Annotated in this window: 20 protein-coding genes and 1 pseudogene; 5 read left to right on the top strand and 16 right to left on the bottom strand. The window is 72.6% G+C overall.

Translation table 11 applies throughout. From position 1 onward, the window contains the following. Positions 1-38 precede the first annotated feature (38 nt). From VF092_16620 to VF092_16600, 5 genes are all read right to left on the bottom strand, one after another. The gene (locus VF092_16620) at positions 39-230 is read right to left on the bottom strand and encodes a hypothetical protein (protein HEX6748924.1); all 192 of its coding nucleotides are present in this window, start codon (positions 228-230) and stop codon (positions 39-41) included. Between the two features lie 91 nt (positions 231-321). Further along, positions 322-2,379 (bottom strand): lanthionine synthetase LanC family protein, encoded by a 2,058-nt coding sequence (locus VF092_16615; protein ID HEX6748923.1) that lies wholly within the window; start codon positions 2,377-2,379, stop codon positions 322-324. Positions 2,380-2,443: 64 nt separating this feature from the next. Further along, positions 2,444-3,475 carry a thiopeptide-type bacteriocin biosynthesis protein gene (locus VF092_16610; GenBank protein ID HEX6748922.1) on the bottom strand — a complete coding sequence of 344 codons (1,032 nt, stop codon included), beginning with the start codon at positions 3,473-3,475 and terminating at the stop codon, positions 2,444-2,446. Continuing rightward, positions 3,456-6,683, bottom strand: a complete 3,228-nt coding sequence (locus VF092_16605; protein ID HEX6748921.1) for a lantibiotic dehydratase — start codon at positions 6,681-6,683, stop codon at positions 3,456-3,458. The genes VF092_16610 and VF092_16605 overlap by 20 nt, the downstream gene beginning before the upstream one ends. A gap of 679 nt (positions 6,684-7,362) precedes the next feature. Next, positions 7,363-8,649, bottom strand: a complete 1,287-nt coding sequence (locus VF092_16600) for a M20/M25/M40 family metallo-hydrolase (protein ID HEX6748920.1) — start codon at positions 8,647-8,649, stop codon at positions 7,363-7,365. Positions 8,650-8,748: 99 nt separating this feature from the next. Between VF092_16600 and VF092_16595 the strand changes: the two genes are divergently transcribed. Next, on the top strand, positions 8,749-9,354 hold the full coding sequence (locus VF092_16595; GenBank protein HEX6748919.1) for an Rrf2 family transcriptional regulator: 606 nt from the start codon (positions 8,749-8,751) through the stop codon (positions 9,352-9,354). On the opposite strand, the pseudogene can reads toward VF092_16595, so the two are convergent. The 10 genes and pseudogenes from can to alr form a co-directional block, all read right to left on the bottom strand. Next, a pseudogene (gene can, locus VF092_16590) lies at positions 9,315-9,896 on the bottom strand (carbonate dehydratase). The gene VF092_16595 and the pseudogene can overlap by 40 nt on opposite strands. Then, positions 9,893-10,699 (bottom strand): NAD-dependent deacylase, encoded by an 807-nt coding sequence (locus VF092_16585; protein ID HEX6748918.1) that lies wholly within the window; start codon positions 10,697-10,699, stop codon positions 9,893-9,895. Before VF092_16585 ends, can begins: the two are co-directional and overlap by 4 nt. Before the next feature lie 246 nt (positions 10,700-10,945). Then, positions 10,946-12,100, bottom strand: coding sequence for a DNA-processing protein DprA (gene dprA / locus VF092_16580; protein HEX6748917.1), 1,155 nt, complete (start codon positions 12,098-12,100; stop codon positions 10,946-10,948). Then, positions 12,088-13,116: a GTPase ObgE gene (gene obgE / locus VF092_16575; GenBank protein HEX6748916.1), complete on the bottom strand. Its 1,029-nt coding sequence runs from the start codon at positions 13,114-13,116 to the stop codon at positions 12,088-12,090. The genes dprA and obgE overlap by 13 nt, the downstream gene beginning before the upstream one ends. Positions 13,117-13,420: 304 nt before the next feature. Further along, positions 13,421-14,095 carry a carboxymuconolactone decarboxylase family protein gene (locus VF092_16570; protein ID HEX6748915.1) on the bottom strand — a complete coding sequence of 225 codons (675 nt, stop codon included), beginning with the start codon at positions 14,093-14,095 and terminating at the stop codon, positions 13,421-13,423. Further along, positions 14,088-15,101, bottom strand: a complete 1,014-nt coding sequence (locus VF092_16565) for an asparaginase (GenBank protein ID HEX6748914.1) — start codon at positions 15,099-15,101, stop codon at positions 14,088-14,090. The genes VF092_16570 and VF092_16565 overlap by 8 nt, the downstream gene beginning before the upstream one ends. A gap of 233 nt (positions 15,102-15,334) precedes the next feature. Then, positions 15,335-16,966 carry a S41 family peptidase gene (locus VF092_16560; GenBank protein ID HEX6748913.1) on the bottom strand — a complete coding sequence of 544 codons (1,632 nt, stop codon included), beginning with the start codon at positions 16,964-16,966 and terminating at the stop codon, positions 15,335-15,337. Positions 16,967-17,304: 338 nt separating this feature from the next. Continuing rightward, the gene (locus VF092_16555) at positions 17,305-18,459 is read right to left on the bottom strand and encodes a hypothetical protein (protein ID HEX6748912.1); all 1,155 of its coding nucleotides are present in this window, start codon (positions 18,457-18,459) and stop codon (positions 17,305-17,307) included. After that, positions 18,456-19,745: a hypothetical protein gene (locus VF092_16550; protein ID HEX6748911.1), complete on the bottom strand. Its 1,290-nt coding sequence runs from the start codon at positions 19,743-19,745 to the stop codon at positions 18,456-18,458. The genes VF092_16555 and VF092_16550 overlap by 4 nt, the downstream gene beginning before the upstream one ends. A 12-nt stretch (positions 19,746-19,757) precedes the next feature. Next, positions 19,758-20,924: an alanine racemase gene (alr, locus tag VF092_16545; protein HEX6748910.1), complete on the bottom strand. Its 1,167-nt coding sequence runs from the start codon at positions 20,922-20,924 to the stop codon at positions 19,758-19,760. Positions 20,925-20,947: 23 nt separating this feature from the next. Here alr and mazG point away from each other — a divergent pair, with 23 nt between their 5' ends. The 4 genes from mazG to VF092_16525 all read left to right on the top strand — a co-directional run bounded on the left by mazG (position 20,948) and on the right by VF092_16525 (position 25,383). After that, positions 20,948-21,775 (top strand): nucleoside triphosphate pyrophosphohydrolase, encoded by an 828-nt coding sequence (gene mazG / locus VF092_16540; GenBank protein HEX6748909.1) that lies wholly within the window; start codon positions 20,948-20,950, stop codon positions 21,773-21,775. 213 nt (positions 21,776-21,988) lie between these two features. Continuing rightward, positions 21,989-23,512, top strand: coding sequence for a HAMP domain-containing sensor histidine kinase (locus tag VF092_16535; GenBank protein HEX6748908.1), 1,524 nt, complete (start codon positions 21,989-21,991; stop codon positions 23,510-23,512). Beyond that, the gene (locus VF092_16530) at positions 23,509-24,117 is read left to right on the top strand and encodes a hypothetical protein (GenBank protein HEX6748907.1); all 609 of its coding nucleotides are present in this window, start codon (positions 23,509-23,511) and stop codon (positions 24,115-24,117) included. Before VF092_16535 ends, VF092_16530 begins: the two co-directional genes overlap by 4 nt. Before the next feature lie 255 nt (positions 24,118-24,372). After that, positions 24,373-25,383, top strand: a complete 1,011-nt coding sequence (locus tag VF092_16525) for a hypothetical protein (GenBank protein ID HEX6748906.1) — start codon at positions 24,373-24,375, stop codon at positions 25,381-25,383. Positions 25,384-25,478: 95 nt separating this feature from the next. Here the strand turns inward: VF092_16525 and VF092_16520 are convergent, their stop codons facing one another. Beyond that, positions 25,479-25,715, bottom strand: coding sequence for a hypothetical protein (locus VF092_16520; protein HEX6748905.1), 237 nt, complete (start codon positions 25,713-25,715; stop codon positions 25,479-25,481). Positions 25,716-25,721 lie beyond the last annotated feature (6 nt).

The raw sequence follows: 25,721 nt of genomic DNA, 5'->3' as shown, positions 1-25,721 counted from the left end.
CCGGGTCAATGATGGCGCGTGACCGCAAGCGTCCGGGCTCAGCCGCAGAAGCAGGTCTGCTGCGCGCACGAGAGGGGATCGGAGCACGCGGTGGGTCCGCAGCTCGCCTGGCAGGTATCGAGGCGCGTGACCGCATGCCCGCGCACCGTACCCGCTTCGGCCAGGATCACCCCGTCGACCCGGAACGATTGCACGTCCAGCTCTTCCAGCTGGAGCTTGAGCTTCTTCATCACTTCCTCACCATTCGTGGTTCCATGACCAGCCGGACGCCGGGTGCGGCCGGAATCGCTATCTTTCCCGTCTGCTGCAAAGAGTCCCGGGTCAAGCCGCGCCGGCGGTGACGCCGTTCTCGGCGCCCACGAAGGCGGCGCGGTAGGCCTGGCGCAGCTGCTCGGTCACGCGGTCTTCCAGCCACTCGCGGCTCGGCCCCTCGCCGTCGGTGGAGATGGACTCCTGCACGCGGTCGACCACCTCGTCGACCGTGGCGGGCGTCTCCACCGCCTGCAGCACCAGCGCGGCGAAGGGGCTCAGCCGGCGCACGTTCACCCGCGCGCCCGTGGCCTGCAGCAGGTAGAAGACATCCGCCTCCTCCGGCTCGCCGCGCTCGTCGGGCTCCGCCTCGAGCCACTCGTCCCAGTCCCACTGGCCGTGCACCACCCGCGCGCGCGGGCTCAGGCCGAAGCGCGCCTCCGGCCAGCGCACCTCGTCCTCGGGCGTGCGCACCAGGTTCTCCAGGAACTCCTCGGTGAAGTCGGTCATCGCGCGCGACAGGTCGTAGCGCTCGCGGTCCAGCCGGAACGCGTCTTCCAGCAGCTCGCGGCGCGCGGGGTCGCCCTGCGCCTGCACGCGCGCGGAGATCGCCTCGAACGCGGCGTCCACGTCGGAGCGCGGCGGCTGGCCGGGCGCGCGCACCGGCGCCAGCTCGGCCGCGCCGCCCTCGCCCAACCCTTCGAACAGCGCCAGCGAGCGGCCGAAGTGCTCGCGCACCGTCTCGTCGCGCAGCTCGCGGTAGCCGGCGCCGCCGTCGTCGGCCACGCGCGTCTCGTCCGGCGGGGTGACGACGAGCACCGACGGCGTCTCCGGCCGCGCCAAGCGGAGGAACCAGTAGCCGATCCCCGCCTCGCCCAGCAGCAGCCCGGGGTCGCTGGCACCCTGCATCGTCCCGCACGGCCAGGGGATCCCCTGCGACTCGTACGCTTCCCACCCCTCCATCGCCGCCTGCCTGGGGCGGTCGAGGAGCGACGCGTCGTCCAGGACCTCCGCGCCCACGATCATGGTCTCGGCGTTGCCGCCGCGGCCGTGGCAGAGCGAGTAGTTCATCCGCGGGTCCGCCAGCGAGGCGTCGGTCGCGACAATGGCCGCCTTCGCGTCTTCCAGCCAGCGCGGCTCGCCCAGCGTCTGCCAGGCGCGCAGGCGGCTGAGCCCGATCCCCGGCCCGCCGTGGCACCACGCGGCCATGTAGCGGAAGTCCTGCGGCGGCAGGGGGTCGCCGCCCAGCAGCCGCTGCTTCAGCTCTTCCTGGCGGTTGGCGTACAGGTACTCGCCCAGCTCGTTGTGGCGCAGGTCCGGCCAGTTCGAGCTCTCGGGGTTGAAGAACTGGTTCTCGTACAGGAACGCCTGCTCCATCGCGTAGCGGTAGCGGCTGTCGCCCGTCGCCAGGTACAGCTCGAGGAGCGCGTGGCCCACGCCGGCGGAGCCGTGCGCGTAGCCGCAGAGGTGGCGCAGCGACGAGCCGCGCATGGTCCCCCAGCACCACCCGCCCGGCTCGTGCTCGGCCGCGGCCACCAGGTGCTCGCCCAGCGCCCGGGCCATCGCCATCGGCAGCTCGGCGTCGTCCAGCCACTGCGCCAGGCACACCAGCGCCTGCACCGCGCCGCCGCCGCCGCCGATCACGTCGAGCCCGCGGTCCTGCCGCTCCTGCCCGGCGGCGGGGCGCAGCACCTCGTCGGCCATCCGCAGCAGCTCCGGCCGGCCCAGCGTGCGCCCCACCGCCGCGGCGGCGTAGGCGATCCCCACGCGCCCGCCGTGGAAGCCGAACGAGGGCTCGGGAAGCTCCTTCGCCTCGTCCATGGCGAAGAGGATGGCGCCCTCGGCGGCGCGGGCCAGCGCGTCGTCGCTCCGCCCGGTGGCGTTCCACAGCTCGGCCAGGAAGAGCGCGATCCCGCTCGTCCCCTCGTACAGGGTGCCGCTGGCGGTGGACGGCTTGGCGGTGCGCAGCTCGGGGCGGTCGCGGTCGGGCGCCATGATCGTCCACGTGCAGCGGCCGTCGCCCTGCCACTCGGCGGCGGCGGCCACGCGCCGGCCGATGCGCTCGGCCACCTCCAGGAAGAACGCCTGCGTGCCGGGCTCGGCCGCGGGAACGTGGGGGGAATGCTCCATCGTGTCGTCTCGCTCTGCGGGTGTGCGGCCCGCCTCCGCGGCGGGCCGGGCGTTCATCGTGGGGTCAGCCCTCGGCCGCGGCGGGCTCGGCGGCCTCGTCTTCGGCCTCGCGCGGCGGCGCCTCGCGCTCGAGGGTGCGCTTGATCAGGTACGCCAGGTAGCTCTCTTCCTGGATGGTGATCCCCAGGCGGTTGTTCATCATGTGCAGGTACGACGAGCAGATGGAGGTGACCGCCATCTCCCGCTCGGTGTACGGCTCGGGGGTGCGCCCCAGCTTGCGCTGCTCGAACAGCTCGTCGAACAGGCCGCGCACCTCGATCAGCCCGTCGCGGTAGAGGTCGAGCGCGTCGGAGAGCGCCTCGCCCTCGTTCATCCGGCTCCACACCTCCTCCACGTACTCGCCCAGCGTTTCGGCCTGCGCGTCGTAGCCGCTGTCGAAGGCGCCCAGCCACGCCTGCCGCCCCTCCTCGTCGCGGGCCACGCCGCGGAGGTAGCCGGTGTTGTACTGGTCCATCCAGCGCACCGCCACCTCGCGGCTGCCGCGGGTGAGCACGTGCGCCATCTCCACCATCGTCAGCAGCCCCTTTCCCAGGCGCGACGAGCGCTCGGCGCCGGTGCGGGCGACCAGCGCGAACGCGGCCTCGCTGCTGATCTCGAAGAAGCGCTCCGCCAGGCGCACCCCCTCGGGGCCGCCGTAGCGCTCGGTCTCGGGCTCGTACTCGATACGCGCGGCGTGCGTCACCTTCAGCGGCTCGCCCTCGGGCACCTCCAGGGGCGTGCCGTAGGCGGGGATGTCGGGCTTCTCGAAGGAGACGTCCGGATACATCGACCGCACGTGCTCCTGCAGCGCGGGCCAGACGGTGCCCTCGAGGACGTCCTCGCGCCCGTGGAGGCGGAGGCGGACGTGCGGGCCGTGCTCGCTGTAGCGGATGAAGAAGTACCCGTCGCCCCACCCCTCGCGCTGGAAGCGGCGGACGAACGGCTCCGTCACGTCCAGCACGATGCGGTCGCACTCCACCGTGTAGATCCCCGGCGGGTGGTTGAAGAAGAGGTGCACCGCCAGCCAGCGGCTGTCCTCAGGCCACGGCGGCAGCATGGTCCTCCTCGGCGGTGCGGGCGTTCGCGTCGTCGGTCAGGGTGCCCGACGGATAGTAGAGCTGCACGACCACCTCGGTGGCGTAGCGGTCGCCGTCGTGCCGCGGCAGCGCCTCGCGCGCGGGAAGGCGCTCCTCGAAGACGGCGCTGTAGGCCTTGAGGTTGGCCGCCATCTTCCCGAGGAGACCGACCAGGAGCGGGTTGCCGAAGTCCATGAACTGCGGCTTGTGCAGGTCGCGCGAGCCGGCGGTGCGCGGCTTGGCGGGCTTCTTCTCCCCCTCCGCGGCGTCCTCGCCCTCCGCAGCCGCAGCCTCGCCCTCGGCCGCCGCTTCGGGCGCCTCGGCCTCGTGCTCCTCTTCCGCGGCGTGCTCGGCGGCCTCGTAGCCGGGGACCTCGCCCGCGGCGGCGGCGGCCTGCGCCTGCTGCTCCTCGGCCTCGGCCTGCGCGGCGGCGTCGGCCGGCTGCCCGGGCTTCTGCGGCTGCGGCTCGGGGAGCGGGTTGATGCGCACGTACACCGTCTCGGGGATCCCCGCCTCGAGGCGCCAGCGGTTGGCGCGCAGGAAGAAGTCGGCGGCGCTCTCGTGCGGCTCGCGCTGCGGGAAGAGCGCCCCCGGCACCGACCAGCGGCGGCGGGCGAGGACCAGCGAGTCGCCGTAGACGATGCGCGGCCGCACCTGGATCTTCGGCGCGGGCGGCGGCGGCGTCTCGGCGGACGTCGCCTCGCCCACTGGCTTCGCGTCACCCGCGGGCTGCGCCTCCGCGGCCGCATCGCCATCCGCGGCGGGGACGGCGACGGCCTGCGCGCCGGGCGCGCCCTCGGCGGGGTGCGCCTGCTCCTCCTGCGCCGGCGCCTCGGCGACCGCGACGGGATCTCCCTCCGCGGCAGCCGCATCTCCCTGAGCCGCGGGGACGGCGTCGCCCTCCTCCTTCGGCTTGGGCGGGGGACGGCGCTCGGGCGACTCGGGGATCGGCGGGCCGAACATGGCCGGCGGGGTGAAGCGCGAGATCAGCTGGTAGAGCGGCGGCCGCATCCGCGGGTTCAGGAAGCCGAGGTCCACGGGGATCACGCGGCGTCCCGTGGGCCCGTGGACGAGGCGGAGCGTGGTCGCGTCCTCCGGGTCCGTCTCGACCATGATCTCGCTGCTCTTCAGCTGCTCCTCGGCCGCGCCGCTCTCGCCGGTGGGATAGCTGATCTCCCAGCGCAGCAGCGGCGGATGGAGGTTGGCGTTGAACTGCGCGTCGCCGCAGATCTCCGCCAGGTACTCGTCGGTCAGGCTCTCGTTCTCGCGCCGCACCTGCTCCTGCACGTCGTCGGGGAGCATGTACAGGAAGCGGGAGAAGTACTTCCCGAACCCCGCCGTGTAGCTGCCCCCCTGCAGCACCAGCTTCGGCGCCTCGCCGGGAACCAGGCAGGCGAACGCGCCCATCGAGCGGCAGACGGTGGAGGTGTTCTCCACCCCCGACAGCGCCTCCTCCACCTCCTCGGCGGTGAAGACGAGCTCCTCGGCCTCGGGCGCGGCCTGCCACTTCTCGCGGATGACCTCGCCCAGCCGGTCGCGGGCGGCGCCCAGGCGGGTGACGAAGTCCAGGTCGAAGGGGTTGCCCACGTTGTACCCCTTCAGCTCCTCGTCCTGCACGCCGCCGCGGATCTTGGCCTCCTTCTCCACGTGCGACTTGAAGTGCTCGCGGTAGAAGTCCTCGTAGAACACCAGGAGGGGGACGCTGCGGCGGCCCTCGGGATAGAAGGTGTCGAAGAAGTGCCGCATGGTGGCCTGCTCGCCGCGCGGCCAGCTGACGCGGCTGGTCAGGCGCACCCACTCGGCCCAGGTGTCGAAGGTGCGGCGGACGGCGGGCGTCAGCGGCACCTCGGCGCGGGCGGGCGAGGTGGCGTCTTCGTAGAACGGCATGTCGCGGCGCAGGCGCTGCTGCACCTCCATCTTCTCGATGGCGTCGTTCAGCAGCGCGTGCATCTCCTCGATCATCCGCGCGCGCTCGTCGACGTCGGCGTCGGTGTAGCGCTCGACCACCTCGCGGAGGCGGGCGAGGAGCTCGGACGAGATCGTGGCGTGCTCGTCGTCGATCGCGTCGAGCAGCTCGCGGAAGGGGAGGTCCCAGTCCGCGTCCTGCTCGCGGATGCCGGTGTGGAAGCGCAGGAAGCCGATCTCGATCAGCTTGTCGAGATAGGCCTCGGCCTCCTCGGGCGTGGCCTCGATCTGCGGATCGGACGAGAGCGCGGCGATCAGCTCGCCCAGCGTGGGCTTGCCCAGCCCGTGGTACGAGCCGGTGATCAGCTCCAGCACCTCGTTGTTGGCCAGCCGCTGGAACACCTCGCGCGCCTCGATGGCGGTGAGGAACACCAGCCGCCCGTTCTCCTCGCGCAGGGTGGGGTTCAGCTCGACGTGGAGCGCGCGGCGGAAGACCGGCCTGGTCTTGAGGTGATCGAAGAGCAGGCCGTAGATGAACTTGTTGATGCGGACGAACGAGCGCTTCTCGCGCGGACTGCGGTCGAAGCGGAACTCGCCCTCGCCCTCGAACGCGTCCTCGTCGACGAAGGCGCCGGGGATGATGGCGCAGAAGGTGGCGAAGGGCGTGGCCTTCATGGCCATGCGCGTGTAGTAGCGCAGCAGCCCGCGCTCCGTCTTCTCCTCTTTCCCCCCCAGCTCCGCCCCGCCCGTCGCCGCGGCCTGGCCCCAGCGGTCGAGGGAGCCGTAGAGCGAGCGGGAGGAGATCATCAGCCCCTTGCGGAAGTCGACATCGTCCAGCAGCGCGCGGAAGCGGCGGCGCAGCTCGGGCGTCTCGCTGCCGTACGCCTGCTTCAGCTCGCCCTCGACGCGCCCGCGCTCCTCCAGCAGCGCGGCGAACGCGCGCACCTGCCCCGCGTCGGCGGCGTCGAGCGCGGCCACCGCGTCGTCGATCTTCGCCGCGGCGAGCGGGCGGAGGTTGTAGAGCTCGCGCTTGAGGGTGATCAGGCGGTTGCGGACGGGCTTTTCCGTGGCGGCGCCGATGGCGCGGAAGAGGAGCGCGGAGAGCGATTCGCGCTCGTCGTGGAGGCGCGCGTCGACCTCGTGCAGCCGGCCGAGGAGGTCCAGGGTGCGCGCGGCGCGCAGGTCGTCCACGTAGTCGGCGGGCGCGCCGGACACGCGGCAGACGAAGCGCGTGCCCAGCCACTCGCCGGGCTCGGACCGGCCATCCTGCCAGGATTCCATCATGGGTGCGGCGGCTCTCGTGAGCGGGTGGATCTGCGGGAATCGGCGGGAAGAGGAGCGGGCACTGCCGCTCCGCCGCCGCCGATTACGCTTCAGCCGGGCCGTGCATGGTGGAGACGGCGAGCCCCGCGCCGGCCGCGAATCCAGCGCGGCGCGTGGGGTCCGGCGTGTCCGAAAAAGCACGGCGGTCTGCGATGATAACCCCGCCGCGCAAAACCATGCAAGTACCCGAGCCGACACTTTGACCCGCCCCTGCGGCCGTTCGCGGCATGGAGATCAGGGGCGGACGCGGGCCATACGCGAGATGAGCTTAAGGGAGCGGGTGCGGCGCCGGACCGTGCGGGACGGCATCCCGGACGTGTGCACGACGGTCGGCGCGGCCGCCGCCGCGGAGGCCCTCTCCCCCCAGCCCCCTCCCCCAAAACCGACTGGGGGAGGGGGAGACCTCAGCCTGGGGACGGACGACGGCTCGCCAAGGAGAGTTCCTGCCCGCCATGGGCAGCCCCCTCCCCCCTCCCCCGCTGCGCAGGGGAGGGGAGAACTGCAACTACACCTGCGGCGGCGACTGGGGTTCCCTCGTGAACAGATGTCGCGACCGCAGTCGCGCAGCGACTTTGTGCTGTTGTTGCCGTGAATTCATTCGCCCGGCAATACCCGACCGAAGCCCCGGTCCCGCAACTCCTTACCTCAACCCCGCCAGACTCACCGCCAGCAGCAGGAGCATCTTCGTGGCGGGAAGGGCGGTGTCGCGCTCGGCCCACTCGCCGAGCGTGTGCTGGTCGCCGCCGCGCGCGCGGCCCACGGAGATGGAGGGGATGCCGCGCGTTACCGCCATGTTCGAGTCCGTCGACCCGCTGGCCTCCGCGCGCGTGGGGATGCCCAGGAAGCGGTGCACGTCCAGCGCGGTCTGCACCAGCGGATGGGCGCGTCGGTCGCGCAGCATCTCCTCCGTTCCCGCGGCGCGCTGGTGCTGCACCTGCTCCTTCGACCACTGCACGCGGTTCGCCTCGGCGGCGCGCTGCACCCGCGCGTTGATCTCCGCGTCGAGCGAGTCGAGGAGCGCGGGGTTCACCGAGCGCAGGTCCACGGTGAACCAGACGTCCTGCGGGATGGCGTTGAACACCTGGCCTCCGCCCACCATCCCCACGTTGTACACGGCGCCGCCGCGGCCCTCGGGGATACGCAGCTCGTAGATGGACCGGATCGCATCGGCCAGCGCGTGCGCGGGGTGCGGCTTGCCGGTGGACGAGTTGGTGTGGCTCCCCTCGCCGGTGAAGCGGTAGCGGGTCCAGTAGATCCCCAGCGCGCCGTAGCTCACCGGCCCCAGCCCGCCGTCGACCGCGACGACCATGTCGGGCCGCGGGTTGTGCGCGAGCCACCAGTCCATCCCCCTCAGTCCCAACTCCTCCTGCACCGTGGCCACCACCACCAGGTCGCCGCGGGTGCGCACGCGCGCGCGGTTCAGCGCGCGCACCACCGCCAGCATGTCGGCCACCGACGCGGAGTTGTCGAACACGCCGGGCGCGCGCAGGATGCCGCCGTCCACGCGCACGGCCACGTCGGTGTCCATCGGGTGCACCGTGTCCATGTGCGGCGCGAAGACGATCGTCGGGCCACCGCCCTCGCCGCGCCGCCGGCCGGTGACGTTGCCGATGGAGTCGATCGACACCTCCATCCCTTCGGCGCGCATCTGTTCGGCCACGTAGGCGGCGCGCTGCTGCTCGTGCGTGGACTGCGCGGGGATCTGCGTGATGCGCACCCACTCCTGCACCTGCGCCGGGAAGTTCGCCTCGATCCACGCCAGCGCGTCGCGCACCGCCGGCGCGCTCGCCGTCCGCGGCGACCAGCGCGTGGGATAGCGCTCGTCCGCCGGCTGCGCGCCCGCACGTTCCTGCTGCGCGGCGACCGAGGATGTGGCGAGCGCCGTCGCCGCAGCGGCGATGGTGAGGAGTCGGTGCGAGCGCGTCATCGCTGGATCTGATCAGCGGGAGATGGGGATCGGGATCGTGGAGAGTGTGCGGCGCGCGACGGCGGGCGTCAACCGTGGCCGACGAACAGCGGGGTCGCGCTGCGCGTGCTGGCGCACCTGGCCGAGCGTCCGGCGCCGATGACGTCGGAGCAGCTGGCCGCCTGCATCCACACCAACCCCGTCGTGATCCGGCGCACGCTCGCGGGGCTGCGGCAGGTCGGGCTGGTGGCCTCGGCGGCCGGCCACGGCGGCGGCTGGACGCTGGCCCGCGACCCCGCGGAGGTGACGCTCGGCGAGGTATGTGCCGCGCTCGGCGAGCGGCTGCTGTTCGCGGTCGACTTCGCGGGCGGCCGCTCGGAGTGCCGGATCGAGGCGGCCGTGTCGGGCGTGCTGGACGGGTTCCTCCGCGACGCCGAGGCGCTGCTGCTCGAGTGGCTCGGCGCCATCACGCTGGCCGACCTGGCGGCGCGGGGTGCACGCGCGCGGCGATGCGGATCATACGTCACATCCCGCGCTGACGTCATCCTGAGGGCCGGCCAGACCGTAATCAGCATCTGCGCAAGAGCTTGCAGGCCGAAGAAGATTACAATCGCAACGAAAAGCGCCGCCGCGGCCTGCGAGCGGCCGCGGCGTCGTCCCCAGCCGATGACTCACGCGTTGCGCGACACACCCAGGTCGCGCACCATGCCGTCGGCGATGCCGTAGATCCAGCCGTGCACGGTCAGGTCCTGCCCGCGCTCCCACGCGTCCTGCACGATCGTGGTCCGGCAGACGCTCTGCACCTGCTCCACCACGTTCAGCTCGCACAGCCGCGCCAGCCGCTCGGCCGCGTCGGGGATGGCATCGAGCTCGGCACGGTGCGCGTGCGCCACGTCCTGCACGTGCCGCAGCCAGTTGTCGATCAGCCCGAAGCGCCGGTCCTCGAGCGCCGCCTGCACGCCGCCGCACCCGTAGTGGCCCACCACCAGGATGTGCTTCACCTTCAGCACGTCCACGGCGAACTGCATCACCGACAGGCAGTTGAGGTCGGTGTGCACCACCACGTTGGCCACGTTGCGGTGCACGAACAGCTCGCCCGGCAGCAGCCCCACGATCTCGTTGGCCGGCACGCGGCTGTCCGAGCAGCCGATCCACAGGTACTCGGGCGACTGCTGCCGCGCCAGCGTGGGAAAGAACTCGGGGTCGCGCTCGGCCGTCCGCCGCGCCCACGCCCGGTTATTGTCAATCAGGTGGTCGATTCCGCTCATCCTCCGCCCCGTTTCCATTCCGCCATGGCCGCCGCCAGGCGCGGCAGCACCTCGCCGGCCGCGCCCTGCAAATAGACGCTGGCCACCTCCGTCAGCTCGCTCGGCTGCGGATTGACCTCGATCACCCGCGCGCCGGCCCGCCGCGCCACGTGCGGCAGCTCCGCCGCGGGCCACACCGTCCCCGACGTACCCACCAGCAGCAGCGCGTCGCATTCGCCGGCGAGGCGCCACGCGCGCTCCGTCGCCGCCTCGGGCAGCATCTCGCCGAACCACACCACGTCGGGCCGCAGCGGCGATCCGCAGACCGGGCAGGGCGGCGGATCGCTCTCCTCCGCGCCGTCGTCGGGCGGCTCGCCGTCGAACGGGTGATGCCGGTCCAGGCACTTCACGCGATGGATGTTGCCGTGCAGCTCGATCACATCGCGCGAGCCGGCCCGCGCGTGCAGCCCGTCGACGTTCTGCGTGACGATCGTCAGCGACGGGACGATGGATTCCATCTCCACCAGCGCGTGGTAGCCGGGATGCGGCACCGCCTCCGCGATCTTCCGGCGCCGCCACGCGTACCAGCTCCACACCCGCCGCGGGTTCTTCCGGAAGCCGCGCTCCGTGGCCAGCTCCTGCGGATCGTACTGCGCCCACAGCCCTTCCATCGCGTCGCGGAAGGTGGGGATCCCGCTCTCGCGCGACATCCCCGCGCCGGTCGAGACGAGCACGCGCTCCGCCCCCGCCAGCCACTCCGCCGCGCGATCCATCCCGGCATTCACGGTAGATGATCCCGCCATGCGGTTCTGTGCTTCCAGCATCTCGCCGGTGTTGTTGGGGGCGAATGAATTCGCTGCAACAACTACACGAAGTCCGCCTTCGCGGACTACGACCGACGGTGCTGCCGCGGCATCGGTGCGCGCGACAAGCTTCGGTTGGTGTGATCGAGAGCCCGTCGCGTGCCCCGAATCATGATCCGAGCCAAAGCCGGTAGTCCCCGCAGGGGGACTTCGTGTGGTTGTTGCTGCGAATTTATTCGCCCTCCCTCACTTCAGCCGGAGAATCTCTCACTTCCGCCTGAACTGCTTTCCCGGCAGCGACTCGGCGGCGCCGCGCAGCTCCAGCCCCAGCAGCGCCGCGAGGACGTTGCTCGGCGCCAGCCCCGCGTCCGCGGCGATGTCGTCCACGTGGCGGCCGTCGCCGGTGAGGGCGGCGTACACCTTCGCCTCGTCCGGCGCCAGGTCTGCGGGCGGGGGCGGCGGCACGTCAGGGTTCGCGGGCGACGCGGGCCCCGGCGCGCCGTCCAGCGCATGGCCCACGCCGCGCAGCTCCTCGAGGATGTCGGCCGCGGAGGTGACCACCCGCGCGCCTTCCTTCAGCAGCTGGTTCGTCCCCGCGCTCTGCGGGCTGCCGATCTGGCCGGGGACGGCGAACACGTCCTTCCCCTGCTCCAGCGCGTACGACACCGTGTGCTGCGCGCCGCTCTTCGACCCCATCTCCACCACCAGCACGCCCAGGCTCAGCGCCGCGATCAGCCGGTTGCGGCGGGGGAAGTTCCCCGCGTTCGGCTCCTCGCCCGGCGCCAGCTCGGTGATCAGCAGCCCGCGCTCGCGCACCCGGCCAAACAGCCGCTCGTTCTCCGGCGGATACACGCGGTCGATGCCGTGCCCCAGCACGCCGATGGTCGTCCCGCCCGCGTCCAGCGCCGCCGCGTGCGCCGCGCTGTCGATCCCCCGCGCCATCCCGCTGACGATGGCCAGCCCCGCGCGCGCCAGGTCCGCCGAGAGCGCGATCGCCGTGTGCCGCCCGTAGTCCGTGGGCGAGCGCGTGCCGACCACGCCGATCGCCGGCGCCTCCAGCAGCGCCAGGTCGCCGATCGCGAACAGCAGGTACGGGGGATCGGGAAGGGTGCGGAACGCCTCCGGATACGCCGCGTCGGCCGGGGTGATGGCGACGGCGCCCACGTCGCGCAGCCGCTGCATCGCCGCGCGCGTGCGGCGGAGACCCTCGTCGGTCGCGGCGGCGCGCAGGCGCTTGACGAACTCGCGGCCGAATCCGGGGACGGCGCCCAGCTCGTCCTCGCGCGCCGCCAGCACGCGCTCGGCCGAGCCGAAGCGCGCCAGGAGCACCGACAGCCGCGCCGGGCCGATGCCGTCGACGATGGCCAGGCGCAGGATGGGCTCCAGCGCGGACGCGGAGAGCGGCATGGTCAGGGCCGCCAAGGCTCGGGCTCGTCCTCGTGCGCCCGCTCCTCCTCCACCGCCTTCGCCGCGTGCTGCCACAGGCCCTCCAGCAGCGGCTCCAGCCCCTGCCGGGCGACGGACGAGATCACGAACTGCCCCCACGCGCCCGGCGCGTCCACGTGCGGCGCGGGCCACTCCGGCGGCAGCAGGTCGGCCTTGGTGAAGACGACGACCTGCGGCTTGGCGGCGAGCTCCCCGGAGTACGCGTGGAGCTCGTCCATCAGCCGCTGGTACTCCTGCTGCGGCTCCAGTGCGTCGGCGGGGATCATCAGCGCCAGCGTGCGGGTGCGCTCGATGTGGCGCAGGAACTGGTGCCCTAGCCCCTTCCCCTCGTGCGCGCCCTCGATGATCCCGGGGATGTCGGCGACGACGAAGGTGCGGTGCCCGGAGAGCTGCACCACGCCCAGGTTCGGCGTCAGCGTGGTGAAGGGATAGTCGGCCACCTTCGGCGTCGCCGCGGAGACGGCGGAGAGGAAGGTCGACTTCCCCGCGTTCGGCTCGCCCACCAGCCCCACGTCGGCGATCAGCTTCAGCTCCAGCGCGATCCGCCGCTCCTCGCCGGGCAGGCCGGGGTCGGCGCGGCGCGGCGCCTGATTCGTCGACGTGGCGAAGCGCGCGTTCCCCCATCCCCCCCGCCCACCCCGCGCGGCGACCAGCTCCTGCCCGTCCTCCAGCAGCTCGCCGATGATCTCGCCCGACTCCACGTCGCGCACCAGCGTACCCGGCGGCACGCGGAGGACGAGGTCGTCGCCGCTGCGGCCGGTGGAGTTGGAGCCCTCGCCCTTCTTCCCGTTCGGCGCCGCGTACTGCTGGCGGTAGCGGTAGTCGAGCAGGGTCGACATCTGCCCGTCGGCGCGCAGCACCACGTCGCCGCCGCGCCCGCCGTCGCCGCCATCGGGGCCGCCCATGGGTGCGAACGACTCGCGGCGGAACGAGGATGCCCCCGGCCCGCCGTCGCCCGCCTTGATCTGGATCTCCGCGTAATCGAGAAACACGTCTCCCCGCCCTCTCCATCCACCGATTCATGGGGGGATGATGATGATCCCCCCGCCCAAGGCTGCATCTTCGCGGCCGCCAGCCCTCACGCCCATTCGGCGGGTGGGCGAACGAATTCGCTGCAACCACCACACGAAGTCCGCCTTCGCGGACTACGACCGACGGCGCGGCCGCGCCCGCCGTGCACGCGACCCGCCCCGCAGTTCTGCGCGCGAGCCGGGGCCTGCCACGCGCACCAAACCATCGTCCGAGCCGAAGCCGGTAGTCCCCGACGGGGGACTTCGTGTCGTTGTTGCCGCGAATTCATTCGCCCGGCAGATCCCGGATCGGCGCCTCGGCCCGCATTGCGGGAGAACCTTGGCCCGCGCCCGCCTTCGCGCGGATCTCCGCCCACAGCGCCCGCACCCGGGCGGCTGCTTCGGGAGACGCGATGAAGGCGCACGCGATCTCCACCGCCTCGTCGACCTCGGCGAAGGCCGCGCCGGCGTTCAGCGCGCCGCGGAGATGCGAGTGCAGCTGGCGTGGCACGTTCCAGACCGCCAGCAGCGCGGCGATGCACAGCTCGCGCGTCCGCAGCTCCAGCCCGGGGCGGCCGATCACGCGCCCGTAGCCGCCGGTGACCATCCACCCCTCGAAGTCGGGGTGCAGCGCGCGGACGTTCTCGCGCAGCTTGAGGTAGTTGGCGCCGTAGACGGCCTCGCACACCGCCTCGCCGCGCCGTTCCCACAGCGCCGCGTCCTCGCCCGACGCGGGCGGCGCGGGGCGGCCGCCGACCTCGCGCCAGACGGCCAGCGCGTTCAGCGCGTCGGGGAAGCCGACGAACAGGTGCGACTGGAGGATCACCTCCTCGACGGCGGCCGCGTCCGCGACGTCGACCGCATTCTCCAGCGCCCGGCGCACCACGCCCGCGTCGCGCGTCCCCAGCGCCGCGGCTACGCGGAGGAGCGCGCGGCGGGCGTCGTCCCCCGCCTCAGGCATCCGGGACCTGCAGGGAGATGGACGGGCGGATCTGCCCCACCGGCTCGCCGCGCGTGTTCAGCAGCTCGGGATAGGCGTGGTGGTGCAGCGCGCCGAAGTCGTCCTCGCTGATCAGGTCCAGCTCGCGCAGGATGCCGAGGATCGCGGGGGCGACCGCGCGCGCCGCGCCGTCCTCCACCTTCAGCGCGATCCCCAGCTCCGCGCCGGGGACGCCCACGCAGTACACGCCCTCCGCACCCACCTTGGCGAAGAGCCGCCCCGCCGCCTGCCGCATCAGCTCCGTGCAGATGCGCCCCTCGCCCGCCACCATCACCGGGTGCGCCGTCATCGCCTCGAACACCAGCGCGGGCGAGCGCTCGCCCGCGCGCACGGCGGCCGCGAACCCCGCGAACGAGAGCGCCATCTGCCGCAAAGGAAGGGCGAAGCAGACCACGCCGCACCCGTCCGTCGCCAGCGCCACGGCCTCCACCGGCATCCGCGTCCAGCGCGAGATCTCGGTCAGCATCCGCTGCTGCACCGGGTGCTCGGGGCGATGGTAGTCGGCCGGGTCCCAGCCGCGCGCGCGGGCCAGCATCATCATCCCCGCGTGCTTTCCCGAGCAGTTGTTGTGCACGCGCCCGGGCTCCAGGTGCGCCTCGGCGAGCGCGCGCCGCGCCTCGTCGTCGAACGGCGGATGCGGCCCGCACGCCAGCGCGTCACTCGTGACCGCCGCCTTCTCCAGGATCCCCGCCACCACGCGCGTGTGCTCCGCGCTTCCCGAGTGCGAGCCGCAGCAGAGCGCCAGCTCCTCCAGCGTCAGCCCGAAGCGGTCGAACGCGCCGTCCTCGACCAGAGGCAGCGCCTGCAGCGGCTTGGCGGCCGAGCGGAAGAAGGTGACGAGGTCGGGGTCGCCCGCGAACGCGCGCAGCCGCCCGTCCGCGTCCACCACGGCGGCGTGGATGCGGTGGCGGCTCTCGACGACGGCCCCGCGCGTGACCTCGACCGTGCAATCCATCGCTTCGCCCATGCGGCTCCCGTGGTCGGCGGACGCGTGAAGATAATCCCCACCCCCGGCACGGCAACGCATCGCCAGCATTCCGCCACCGCCGCACCAGCGGTTGCGGACAGCGGCTTCCCGGCGCAACAAAAAAGGGCACTCCGCCGGGAGCGCCCACAGCCGATCGTCCACTGAAATCGAGCGGGGGAGAAAGCCGGCTCCGGCCTCCTCCCCCGCTCGTCACATCACCCCTGTCGCGTGGATCAGCGGCCCTGCGTCTGCGCGACCCGCTGCGCCTGCTCGGCGGCGCGGAAGAGCGCCGCCTGGTTGGGCGAGGCCTGCAGCAGGCGGACGGCCTCCTGCAGCACCTTGTCGTCCACGTCGTTGCGCTGGGCGGCCGCCTGCTGCCCGAAGCGCGCGATCACGATCTGGTTGGCCAGCTGCCGGTCGAGCCAGCGCTGCGCCCCCGCGTACTGCTCGGGCGTGACCTCCACCCCGGCCGCGCGCAGCCGCTGGTACAGCTCCTGGCGCATCGCCGGCGTCACCTGGAAGGTCGGCGTCAGGTTGGGCGTGCGGCGGTTGTACTCCAGCGCGTAGCGCATCACCACGTCGTTGAAGGTGCTGGCCTTCTTGGAGACGGTGGTGATGAAGGTCCGCTCCGCGAGCGTGGTGGTGTCGCGCACCGTCAGGTCGGGGACGATGCCGCCGCCGCCGAACACGGTGCGGCCGCTGTCGGTGCGGTACGGCCGCCGCTTGGTGGTGTCGGACGACGTCGTGTCCGGCGCCGCGCCGGTGCTGTCCTCGTCCGCGTCCGCGCCAGCGTCGCCGGGGCGGAAGGGCTTCTGGATGGAGCGGCCCACGGGCGTGTACCACTTCCCCGTGGTCATCTTCAGGAAGTTGCCGCCCGAGAGCCGGAAGAGCGACTGCACCGAGCCCTTGCCGTAGCTCGTCGACCCCAGCACCAGCGCGCGGTCGTGGTCCTGCAGCGCGCCGGCCACGATCTCCGCGGCGCTGGCGCTGTAGCCGTCGACCAGGACGACCATCGGCATGTCGTACGCCTCGTCGGTGCTGGCGCGGTAGGTCTCGCTCTCCATCGGGTTGCGCGCGCGCGTCTCCACGATGGCCTGGCCGCGGCGCAGGAACAGGTCCGACACCGCCACGCCCTGGTCCAGCAGCCCGCCGGGATTGCCGCGCAGGTCGAAGACCAGCTTGCGCGCGCCCTGGCTCCGCAGCCGCTCGATGGCGGCGCGCAGCTCCTCGGTCGACGTCTGGCTGAACACCAGCAGGTCCACGTAGCCGATCCCCGGCGCCGCCATGTAGGCGTACGGCACCGAGCGCACGTGGATCTCCTCGCGGGTGATGGTGAAGCGCAGCGGCTGGTCCACGCCCACGCGGCGGACGGTGAGCTTCACCGGCGTGCCCACGGCGCCGCGCAGCACCTTCACCGCGTAGTCGTCGGTCCACCCCTTGGCGTCGCGGCCGTCGATCTCGATCAACTGGTCGCCCACGCGGATCCCCTCGCGCTCGGCGGGGGTGCCGGGGAGGACGCCCACGGCGGTGATGTACCCCTCGCGCGGGGCGATCTGGATCCCCAGCCCGCCGTACTCGCCGCTGGTCTGCAGGTGCAGCTGCGCGTACTCGTCGGCCGTCATGAACACGGTGTGCGGGTCGCCCAGCTCCTGCAGCATCCCCTCGATCGCCTTCTGGTAGAGGTCGCTCTCGGAGTGCTCGTCGACGTAGCGCGTCTCCACGTAGTGCAGCACCTCGTCGAAGAGGCGCGCGCGCTGGAACACGCTTTCCTGGCCGGACGTCCCCTGCTGCAGCAGCCAGCCGCCCGACACCAGGGCGACGCCGGCCACGAGCGCGGGCGCAACGACGGTCCGCTTGAGCTTCATCAGGCCTCCGGAATGGATCGCTTCGGGCGCCGGTCCGAGGGGTCCCGGCGGCGCGGCTGGTGCTTGATAAACCCGCGTGGCGCAAAAGGTTTCGCCACTTTGGCCGAGCGGCAAGGAACGGGCCGGAGAGCGCGAGGATCGCCCGGCACGGACAACGCCGTCCCATCAACATGCCGTCGTGGGAGCACCACAACAATAACCCCCACGACAATCCCCCTTCCCAACTGCCCTGGGAAGGGGGATTTGTCACGTCCTCGGAATCTCGCGGCGCGCCGGTAGCTTCATCCCCTGCGTCGATTCTCATCCCGCGACGGAAGACCGATCCGCCGCCCGGAGGTCTACCGCCCGAGGATCTGCAGCGAGAAGGCGAAGCGCCAGTACGGCTCGTCGATCCCCGCGGCGCTGCCGCCGCGCCAGCCGCGCTCGGCCGCCGCGTCGATCTGCGCCGCGCGGCCGCCGAAGCGCCACCCCAGCCCCGCCGTCACCGCGCGCTCGGTGGGGAACTCCGAGCCCGTCCCCGCCCAGCGGAAGGGGAGCTGGCCGTAGCGCCCGCCCACGCGCAGCGGCATCACCTTGCGGAAGAGCTGGAACCCCTGGTACTCCACCCCCGCGCTCACGCTGGCGGCGTCGCGCGCGCCGCCGGTGGAGGCCAGCTCGTCGTTCAGCTTCCCCCACCCCGCCCAGTGGCCCGACGCCACGAGCATCGTGTTCCCCAGCAGCAGCGCGCTGGCGCCGGCGTCCACGCTCAGCGGGTTGGTGTAGTCCTTCGTCTCCGTGCCGGTGGAGTCGGAGGTGGCGCGGATGTGCCCGCCGCCGTGCACCGCAGCGGACAGGCTGAGGTTGGTCAGCGGCTGGAAGCGCGCGCCGGCGCCCGCGCCGATCCCCGAGTAGGTGTAGGTGACCACGCTGGTGGCGGGCTGCAGCCCGGTGATGGTGCGCACCACGCTGTCGTGCGCCGCGCCGGTGAACACGTCGAGCGCCCCGCCCACCGACAGCCGCTCCGTCACCCGGTACCCGATCCCGCCCTGGAAGCGCGCCACCCCGCCCGACGAGACGAAGCGGTCGTTCACCGCCGTGCGCCCGGTGCTCAGGTCGATGGAGTCGTTCTGCTCCACCTGCCAGTGCTGGTCGAGGTACGAGCCATAGCCCAGCTGCACCGCCAGGCGGCCGGAGACGGGGAACACGCCCAGCAGCTGCGGGAAGCGCGCGGTGCTCCCCGAGGTCTGCACCGCGCCCGCCGTGGCGTCGTAGTGGTCGGGCTGGAAGGTGACCAGGAACGCGGGGACGGGAATCCCCGCCGCGGTGGCCGGGTTCACCAGCGACGGCAGCGGGTCCGACAGCCCCGTGGTGATGCCGCCCAGCGCGCGCGACCGCGCGTCGATGGGCTCCAGCGGATAGCCCAGCCCGCGGCTGGCCAGCAGGCTCTGCCCGGCCGCCGGCAGGGCAAAGAGGAGGGCCGCCGCGGCAGCCCCTCGCGACACGAGACGGATCATGGAAGCTGCGGACGGGTGGGAAGCGTGTACACGATGCGGAGCCGCGGCAGCGGGTCGTAGCGCACCATCCCGAAGGTGCGGAACGACAGGCCCTGCACCGGCGGCGTCTGCCCCAGCAGCGCGAACGAGCGCTGCAGGCTGTCGTCGGCCGCCGCCTGCCGCGCCAGCAGCGTGATCGGCAGCTCCACCACGGTGTCGGCCGGCGCGTGGTTCACGAACGAGTTTTCCGGCCGGTCGGCGTCCAGCGCCAGCTGCAGCAGCGGCGCGCGCCGCCCCAGCGCCGGCTCGTCCACCGTCCACAGCGTGAGCGTGACCGGCGACAGCGGGTCGAACCCGGCCGGCGGCGGCAGCGGCTTCAGCAGGATCGACACGCGGTTCAGCTCCACGTCCTTCAGGCTCACCGTGGCGCAGGTCTGCGTGGGCGGACAGCCGGGGAGCGGCTGGTCCAGGTCCACGGTGAAGAGCGTGCGCGCCGCCGCCACCCCGCCCGCCAGCCAGCTTCCCGCCGGCACCGGCGGCTGCGGGGTGAAGACGAAGGCCGGCTCGGCCGCGGCGATCTCCACGGTGATGGTGGTGTCGCGCGGGGCGTTGCTGGGGCGCGCGGCCAGGCGCAGCACCGAGCTCACCACCTGCAGCCGCCGCCCCGGGTTCACCGCCAGCAGGATCCCGGGGAACGAGTCCGGGCGGATCCGCGCCGCCGACACCGAGTCGATGTTGATCACCACCGAGTCGCTGGCGGCGGCGTTGTACGTGCCCTGCCCCAGCAGCGGCCCCGTGGTCCCGCCCGGCGTGGTCCACAGCGTGTGCACGCTGTCGGTGTTGAACGCCGAGTCCCAGGTCACCGTCAGCGCGTCGTAGCGCTGCGCCAGGTCGAACGCCTGCAGCGTGGTGGTGCCGGTGGTCTGGCTTCCCAGCGAGTCCACGAACACCACCAGCCTGGCGCTGCGCACGCCGTACAGCGTGTCGGTCAGGCTGTTGCCGTTCTGCGAGTAGGTGAGCGTGTCGGGGAAGTCGAAGCGCTGCAGCGCGTGCGCGCTCAGCACCCCCTGGTACTGGTTGGCCACCACCTGCTCCGACAGCGTGCGCGCGTTCTCGTAGCCGCTGAACGCGCCGATGGTCTGCAGGTACTGCGCGGCGGGGATGATGGCCTCGAGCGTCACCGGGCGGCTGCCGCCGGGAAAGAACTCGTCGCCCGTCAGGGTGGGCGTCTGGTCCTTGCAGGCGGCGGCCGCCAGCAGGGGAAGGAGCGCGAGCGCGGCCCGCGCGGGAAGTCTGGGAAACGGCATTCGGTGCAGCGTTCAGGGGTTCGGCCCGGGCCCGTCGCGGTACACGCGCGGCAGGCGCGGACTCAGCCCGGTCAGTATTTCGTAGCTGATGGTGTCCAGCCGGGCGGCCACCTCGTCCACCCGGATCTCCTCGGGGCCGTCGCGCCCCACCAGCGTGGCCGCGTCGCCCACCCTCGCCTCGGGAACGTCCGTCACGTCGACCACGGTGACGTCCATCGAGACGCGGCCCACGATCGGCACGCGGCGCCCGTGCAGCAGCGCCTGGCCGCCGGCGGTGGCCAGCGCGCGCCGGAGCCCGTCGCCGTAGCCGATCGACAGCGTGGCCCAGCGCTCGGCCCGTCTGGCGCGGTACGTCGCGCCGTAGCCGACGGTGGCGCCGGGCGGCTCGTCGGCCACGCGCGCCACCCGGGCGCGGACGGCGGCCACGGGCTCCGGCTCCGTTCCCGGGCCGGCGCGGCCGCCATAGAGGAAGATCCCCGGGCGCACCAGGTCCATCCCGTAGCCGCCGCGGCGGAGCGCCGCCGCGCTGTTGGCGCAGTGGACCACCCGTTCCGGCGCGCCCTCCGGCACCGGCGGAAGCGCCGCCAGCGCCTCCCGGAACAGGCGAACCTGGGTCTCGGTGGGGCCCAGGTCCGGCTCGTCCGCGGAATGGAAGTGCGTAAAACACCCTTCCCACGCAATAAGATCCCCCGACCGCTCCGCGACGGCGGGACCCCACTCGCGGACGCCGGCGACGGGGAAGCCGGCGCGCCCCATCCCGGTGTCGATCTCCACGTGGAACGACAGGGGCCGCGACGCCGCTCGGGCGGCCGCGGCCCACCGGTCCAGCGCGTCGAGGTCGGAGACGGCGAGGGTGAGCCCGGCCTCGGCGGCGCGGCGCTCCTCGCCCGGCGGCGTGGGGGTGACGACGACGATGCGCCCTGCCCACCCCAGCGCGCGGAGCGCCTCGCCCTCGGCCACCGAGGCGGTGCCGAGCGCCCAGGGGCCGCCGCCGGGCGCCAGCTCGGCCAGCACCGCGCGGAGCACCTGCGCCATCCCCAGCCCGTAGGCGTCGGCCTTCAGCATGGGAACGATGCCCGCGCCGGGCGCGGCATCGCGCACCCGGCGCAGGTTGGCCTTCAGCGCGCCCAGGTCCACCTCGACCCAGGCCCTCGAAACCGCGGTTGACGGATCAGACACGAAACCGGTATTCTAGGCCGCCTGTGAGCCCGTCGCAAGCCGAAAACCCGCACCCCGACGCGCCCGCGGGCGGCGTCCTGGACCGCGCGCTGGCGCTGGCCGCCTTCCTCCGCGCGCGCTGCCCGTGGGACGCGGCGCAGACCCCGCTCTCGCTGCAGCCCTACCTGCTCGAGGAGGCGCACGAGGCGGCCCGCGCCATCGCCGCCGGCGACCACGCGGCGCTGCGCGACGAGCTGGGCGACCTGCTGCTGAACGTGGCCTTCCAGGTCGTGATGGCCGAGGAGGCGGGGCTCTTCGGCCGCGAAGACGTGGTGCGCGGCGTCGAGCAAAAGATGCGCCGACGCCACCCGCACCTGTACGGCGGCCCTCACGAGCCGTGGGACGCCATCAAGGCGCGCGAGCGCTCGGAGCGCGGCGCGGCCGACGCCATCCTGGACGCCGTCCCCGGCGGGCTGGACCCGCTGACCCGCGCCTACCGCGTGCAGGCGCGCGTGGCCGAGTTCGGCTTCGACTGGAGCGACTGGCGCGGCGCCTGGGACAAGGTGCGCGAGGAGGTGGACGAGGTCGGCCACGAGTTGGAGGCGGGCGACTTCGCCAGGCTGGAGGAGGAGCTGGGCGACCTCCTCTTCGCGGTGGTGAACCTGGTGCGGCTGGCGGACGCGCATCCCACCTCCGCGCTTTCCCGCGCCAACGAGAAGTTCGCGCGCCGCTTCGGCGCGGTGGAGGCGCTGGCGGCGGAGCGCGGGGTGGTGTTCGGCGAGGCCACGCTGGAGGAGCTGGACCGGCTCTGGGACGAGGTCAAGCGGCGCGAGCGGGCGGGCGGCGGAACCGCGGCGCGGGGGGACGGGTGACACGCCTCTTGCGTCACCCCCGGGGCGTGACGGCGGACGCCCGTGTGCCGTCAATCTCCCCCGCGCCCACGGGTGCACGCGCGACTCCCGCACAGACGGATTCGGCGGACGGATGACCCTTTCGGGGTTCGAGGAGACCACACAACAGATGTTTGCGCGCCGGGCACACCCCGCCGCGCCGTCTCCGCGCGCGCCTACGCCGGAGATGGGGCGATGAGGCTCCGGCAGCGCATCGTGCTGACGCTGGTCGCGATCACGGTGATCCTCGCGATCCCCGCGGCCTACGCGTACTTCTCGCTGAACACGGTCCACCGCATCGCCCGCGACCTGCAGCTGCGCGACAACGTGGCCACGTCGGCCGTGGGCAGCCTGCGCAAGAACCTCGAGGCGCTCCAGTCGGCCGACGACAACGTGGTGGTGCTGATCAACATCTCGCGCGACACGGCGGAGTTGTGGCGCCAGACCGCCGATACGGCCATGATGCGGGGTGACGGCGACATCAGGATCCTCCGCGACCAGGCTCGCAGCCACGGCGCCGAGTATCGTCAGGCCGTGGCCGACGCCGAGGCGCAGTGGTCGATGCTGAAGCGGATCATCCGGCAGGAGTTCTCGAACCTGCCGTTTCCCTCGCTCGAAGCGCAGAACGAGTTCCGCAACCGCATCGTGTCGCCCGCATACAGCCGGATGGGCGAGCGGCTGAAGCCCATCGAGGACGCGGTCGACGCGGAGGCCCAGCAGCGTCTCCAGCGCGCGACCGAGCTGGCCAACACGTCGCGGAACACCACACTCATCGCCCTTGCGCTGGCCCTCGGGTGGACCATCGTCATCGGGATCCTGATGACGCGGGCGATGCTGCGGCCGATCGACGAGCTGGGGCGGGGGATGAAGATCGTGGCCGGGGGCGACTTCGAGCCCGACGTGCACATCCCCACCGAGCGCTCGGACGAGATCGGCGAGCTGGCGCGCTCGTTCTCGACCATGACGGAGCAGCTGACCGAGCTCGACCGGCTGAAGGCCGAGTTCGTGTCGGTGGCCAGCCACGAGATCAAGACGCCGCTGAGCGTGATCCGCGGCTACGTCTCGCTGCTGGCCGACGGCATCTACGGCGAGGTGAACGACCAGCAGAAGAAGACGCTGGAGGCCGTCTCCGACCAGGTGGACCGCCTCACCCGTCTCGTCCACCGCCTGCTCGACATCTCCCGTTTCGAGGCGGGGGGCGGGCGGCTGGAGCTGCGCCGCATCAACGTGCGCGACTTCCTGGACGAGCTGACCAGCGGCTTCCGCGTGCTGGCCTTCCAGAACGGGATCGACTTCACCGTGCACGTGGCCGACGACGTCCCGGTCAACATCGAGGGCGACGCCGACCGGCTGAACGAGGTGCTGGGGAACATTCTCTCCAACGCCTTCAAGTTCACCGAGCACGGCGGCCGCATCTCACTCGTGGCGGAGCGCGACGGCGCCGGCTTCCGGGTGGAGGTGCGCGACACCGGCGTGGGGATCCCGGCGGACAAGCTGCCGCGAATCTTCGAGAAGTTCTACCAGGTCGACGGGTCGGCGGCGCGCTCGGTGGGATCGGGGCTCGGCCTGGCCATCGCGCGCGAGATCGTGGAGGCCCACGGGGGCACGATCACTGCAGAGAGCGAGGTCGGAAAAGGGACGATGTTCCGGGTGACACTTCCCGAGCGGCCGCCCGCCCCGCGCGCCGCCGAGCCCCATCCCGTGGCCGTACGCCGATGAAGACGCTGCGCCTTCTGCTCGCGCTGCCGCTGCTGGCCGCCTGTGCCACCCTGGGTATCGGGCGGCGCTCGTCCGGCCCCGGCGACGCCGAGCGCCAGCGGCTGTGGGTGCAGGCGTTCGACGCCTACTCGCGCGACTCGGTGCGGGTGGCGCAGGCGCTCTACCAGCGGCTCACGACCGAGTATCCGCGGACGCACGAGGGGCATGAGGCGCGCTACTTCCTGGGGCTGCTGAACCTGGACCCGCGCACCGGGCCCAACACGCAGCTGGCCGAGCAGCACCTGGCCATGTACCTGGCGGACGACTCGATCCAGTCGCTGCGCGGCGGCTACCGGCGCGAGGCCTCGTCGCTGCTGCGCCTGGTGCGCACGCTGCGCGCGCCCTGCGCCGAGCGCGCCGGCGGGGCGCTGGCATGCGACACCGCCGTGGTCGCCACGCGGCCGACGCCGCAGGGACCCGGCGAGAACGCGCCGAACGCCGCCACGGCCGCCGAGATCGCCCGCCTGCGCCGCGCCTGGGCCGAGCGCGGCGACACCATCCGCGACCTGCGCACCGAGCTCGAGCGCATCCGCAACACGCTGGCGCCGCGCCGCCCGGACGACTGAAGCGCGCGGCATCGATCGACGGCTCAGGCAGAGACGAGGAGGACGCGGAGAAGATCATTCTCCGCGTCCTCCGCTTTTACCATATCCCGGCGATCCGGTCGCTCCCCGCGCCAGTATCGCGGTCGATGCAGAAAGCCTCGCGCGGTTTGCGAGGCTTTTCGTCGTTGTTGCTGCGGGTTCAGCCGCCGGGAGAGCCCGAGTTCGCGCTCCTCAAAGGGCAGAACCCGGAACATTCCTTGTATCTGCTGGCGCCGCATGGCGACCAGGAAGCCGGCGGCGGAGCGATGGTGGAGGCGGAGGGGAACGCCCGAGGAGGGCTTCACCTACCTGCGCGCGGACGGGAAGCCGTTGCGCAGCGAGGCCGCGCTGGCCCGCATCCGCGCGCTGGCCATCCCCCCCGCGTGGACCGACGTGCACGTGGCCGCCGACGCCAGCGCCAAGGTGCAGGCGTGGGGGATCGACGCGGCGGGGCGCAAGCAGTACCGCTATCACCCCGACGCCGTGGCCAGGGGTGCGCGCCGCAAGTACCGCCGCCTCCTCCACTACGCGCGCGACCTCCCGCGCCTGCGCGAAGCCACGGAGGCGCATCTCCGCCAGCCCGGCGTGGGACGTGACAAGGTGCTGGCGCTGATCGTCCGGCTGATGCAGCGCGGCTTCTTCCGCGTGGGGAGCGAGAAGTACGCGGTGAAGAACAAGACCTTCGGCATCGCCACGCTGCGCCGGAAGAACCTCACCATCCAAGGCGACGACCTGCTCTTCCGCTACGTCGGGAAGAAGTCCATCGACACGCGCAAGGTGGTGGCCGGCACGCCGCTGGTGGAGGTGATCCGCGAGGTGATGAAGCTTCCCGGCCCGCGGCTGTTCAAGTACGTGGACGAGGACGGCAGGGTGCGGAACGTCACCGCGACCGACGTGAACCGCTACCTCAAGGAGCTGCTGGGCGAGCGCTACACCTCCAAGGACATCCGCACCTGGGGCGGGACCGTGCGCGCGGCCACCATCCTGGCGGACCTGGGCCCGGCAAAGAACGAGCGCGAGGCGAAGAAGAACGTGGTGCTGGCGTGCAAGCTGGTCTCCACGGAGCTGGGGAACACGCCCGCGGTCTGCCGCAGCGCGTACATCCATCCCGCCGTGTTCGACCGCTACCTGCAGGGAAAGACGATCGCGCCGCTGATGCGCGAGGCGCCGCGCCCCGACGACGCGAACCCCGGCCGCTACTATCCCGAGGAGGCCGCGCTGATGCGGTTCCTGGAGAAGTGGGGGTGAAGGAAAGAAGTCTCACGCGGAGACGCGGAGGCGCGGAGGTGGCTGGGAAGCTCCTCCGCGTCTCCGCGTCTCCGCGTGAGATCAAGCGATGCCGGTCACTGCGGCGGCAGCTGCGGCTCGCCCATGGCGGCGGGAATCTCGTCGTCGTGGCGCGCGCAGGTGTACGTGTGGCACCCCGCGGCCTGCGTCGGCTTGCACGGCGAGTACGGCGTGGCGCAGAACTCGGTGACGCGCGTGTCGTGACCGCGCACGGTGCCGCGCCGGTCCTCGGCCGAGCCGGTGTCGAACGAGTCGACGTTCAACGCTTCGAGATGGAGCGTGAGCTTGCGCATGATCTT

This window comes from Longimicrobium sp. (genome assembly GCA_036377595.1).
GTDB lineage: Bacteria > Gemmatimonadota > Gemmatimonadetes > Longimicrobiales > Longimicrobiaceae > Longimicrobium.
The sequence above is the reverse complement of the archived record's forward strand: the minus strand, read 5'-3'. Positions and strand labels throughout refer to the sequence as shown.

Bases quoted from the DNA above. Each gene is read 5' to 3' on its own strand.
- VF092_16620 (HEX6748924.1), bottom strand. From the start codon at position 230: ATGAAGAAGCTCAAGCTCCAGCTGGAAGAGCTGGACGTGCAATCGTTC.
- VF092_16615 (HEX6748923.1), bottom strand. From the start codon at position 2,379: ATGGAGCATTCCCCCCACGTTCCCGCGGCCGAGCCCGGCACGCAGGCG.
- VF092_16610 (HEX6748922.1), bottom strand. From the start codon at position 3,475: ATGCTGCCGCCGTGGCCTGAGGACAGCCGCTGGCTGGCGGTGCACCTC.
- VF092_16605 (HEX6748921.1), bottom strand. From the start codon at position 6,683: ATGATGGAATCCTGGCAGGATGGCCGGTCCGAGCCCGGCGAGTGGCTG.
- VF092_16600 (HEX6748920.1), bottom strand. From the start codon at position 8,649: ATGACGCGCTCGCACCGACTCCTCACCATCGCCGCTGCGGCGACGGCG.
- VF092_16585 (HEX6748918.1), bottom strand. From the start codon at position 10,699: ATGCTGGAAGCACAGAACCGCATGGCGGGATCATCTACCGTGAATGCC.
- VF092_16570 (HEX6748915.1), bottom strand. From the start codon at position 14,095: ATGCCTGAGGCGGGGGACGACGCCCGCCGCGCGCTCCTCCGCGTAGCC.
- VF092_16565 (HEX6748914.1), bottom strand. From the start codon at position 15,101: ATGGGCGAAGCGATGGATTGCACGGTCGAGGTCACGCGCGGGGCCGTC.
- VF092_16560 (HEX6748913.1), bottom strand. From the start codon at position 16,966: ATGAAGCTCAAGCGGACCGTCGTTGCGCCCGCGCTCGTGGCCGGCGTC.
- VF092_16555 (HEX6748912.1), bottom strand. From the start codon at position 18,459: ATGATCCGTCTCGTGTCGCGAGGGGCTGCCGCGGCGGCCCTCCTCTTT.
- VF092_16550 (HEX6748911.1), bottom strand. From the start codon at position 19,745: ATGCCGTTTCCCAGACTTCCCGCGCGGGCCGCGCTCGCGCTCCTTCCC.
- VF092_16535 (HEX6748908.1), top strand. From the start codon at position 21,989: ATGAGGCTCCGGCAGCGCATCGTGCTGACGCTGGTCGCGATCACGGTG.
- VF092_16530 (HEX6748907.1), top strand. From the start codon at position 23,509: ATGAAGACGCTGCGCCTTCTGCTCGCGCTGCCGCTGCTGGCCGCCTGT.
- VF092_16525 (HEX6748906.1), top strand. From the start codon at position 24,373: ATGGCGACCAGGAAGCCGGCGGCGGAGCGATGGTGGAGGCGGAGGGGA.
- VF092_16520 (HEX6748905.1), bottom strand. From the start codon at position 25,715: ATGCGCAAGCTCACGCTCCATCTCGAAGCGTTGAACGTCGACTCGTTC.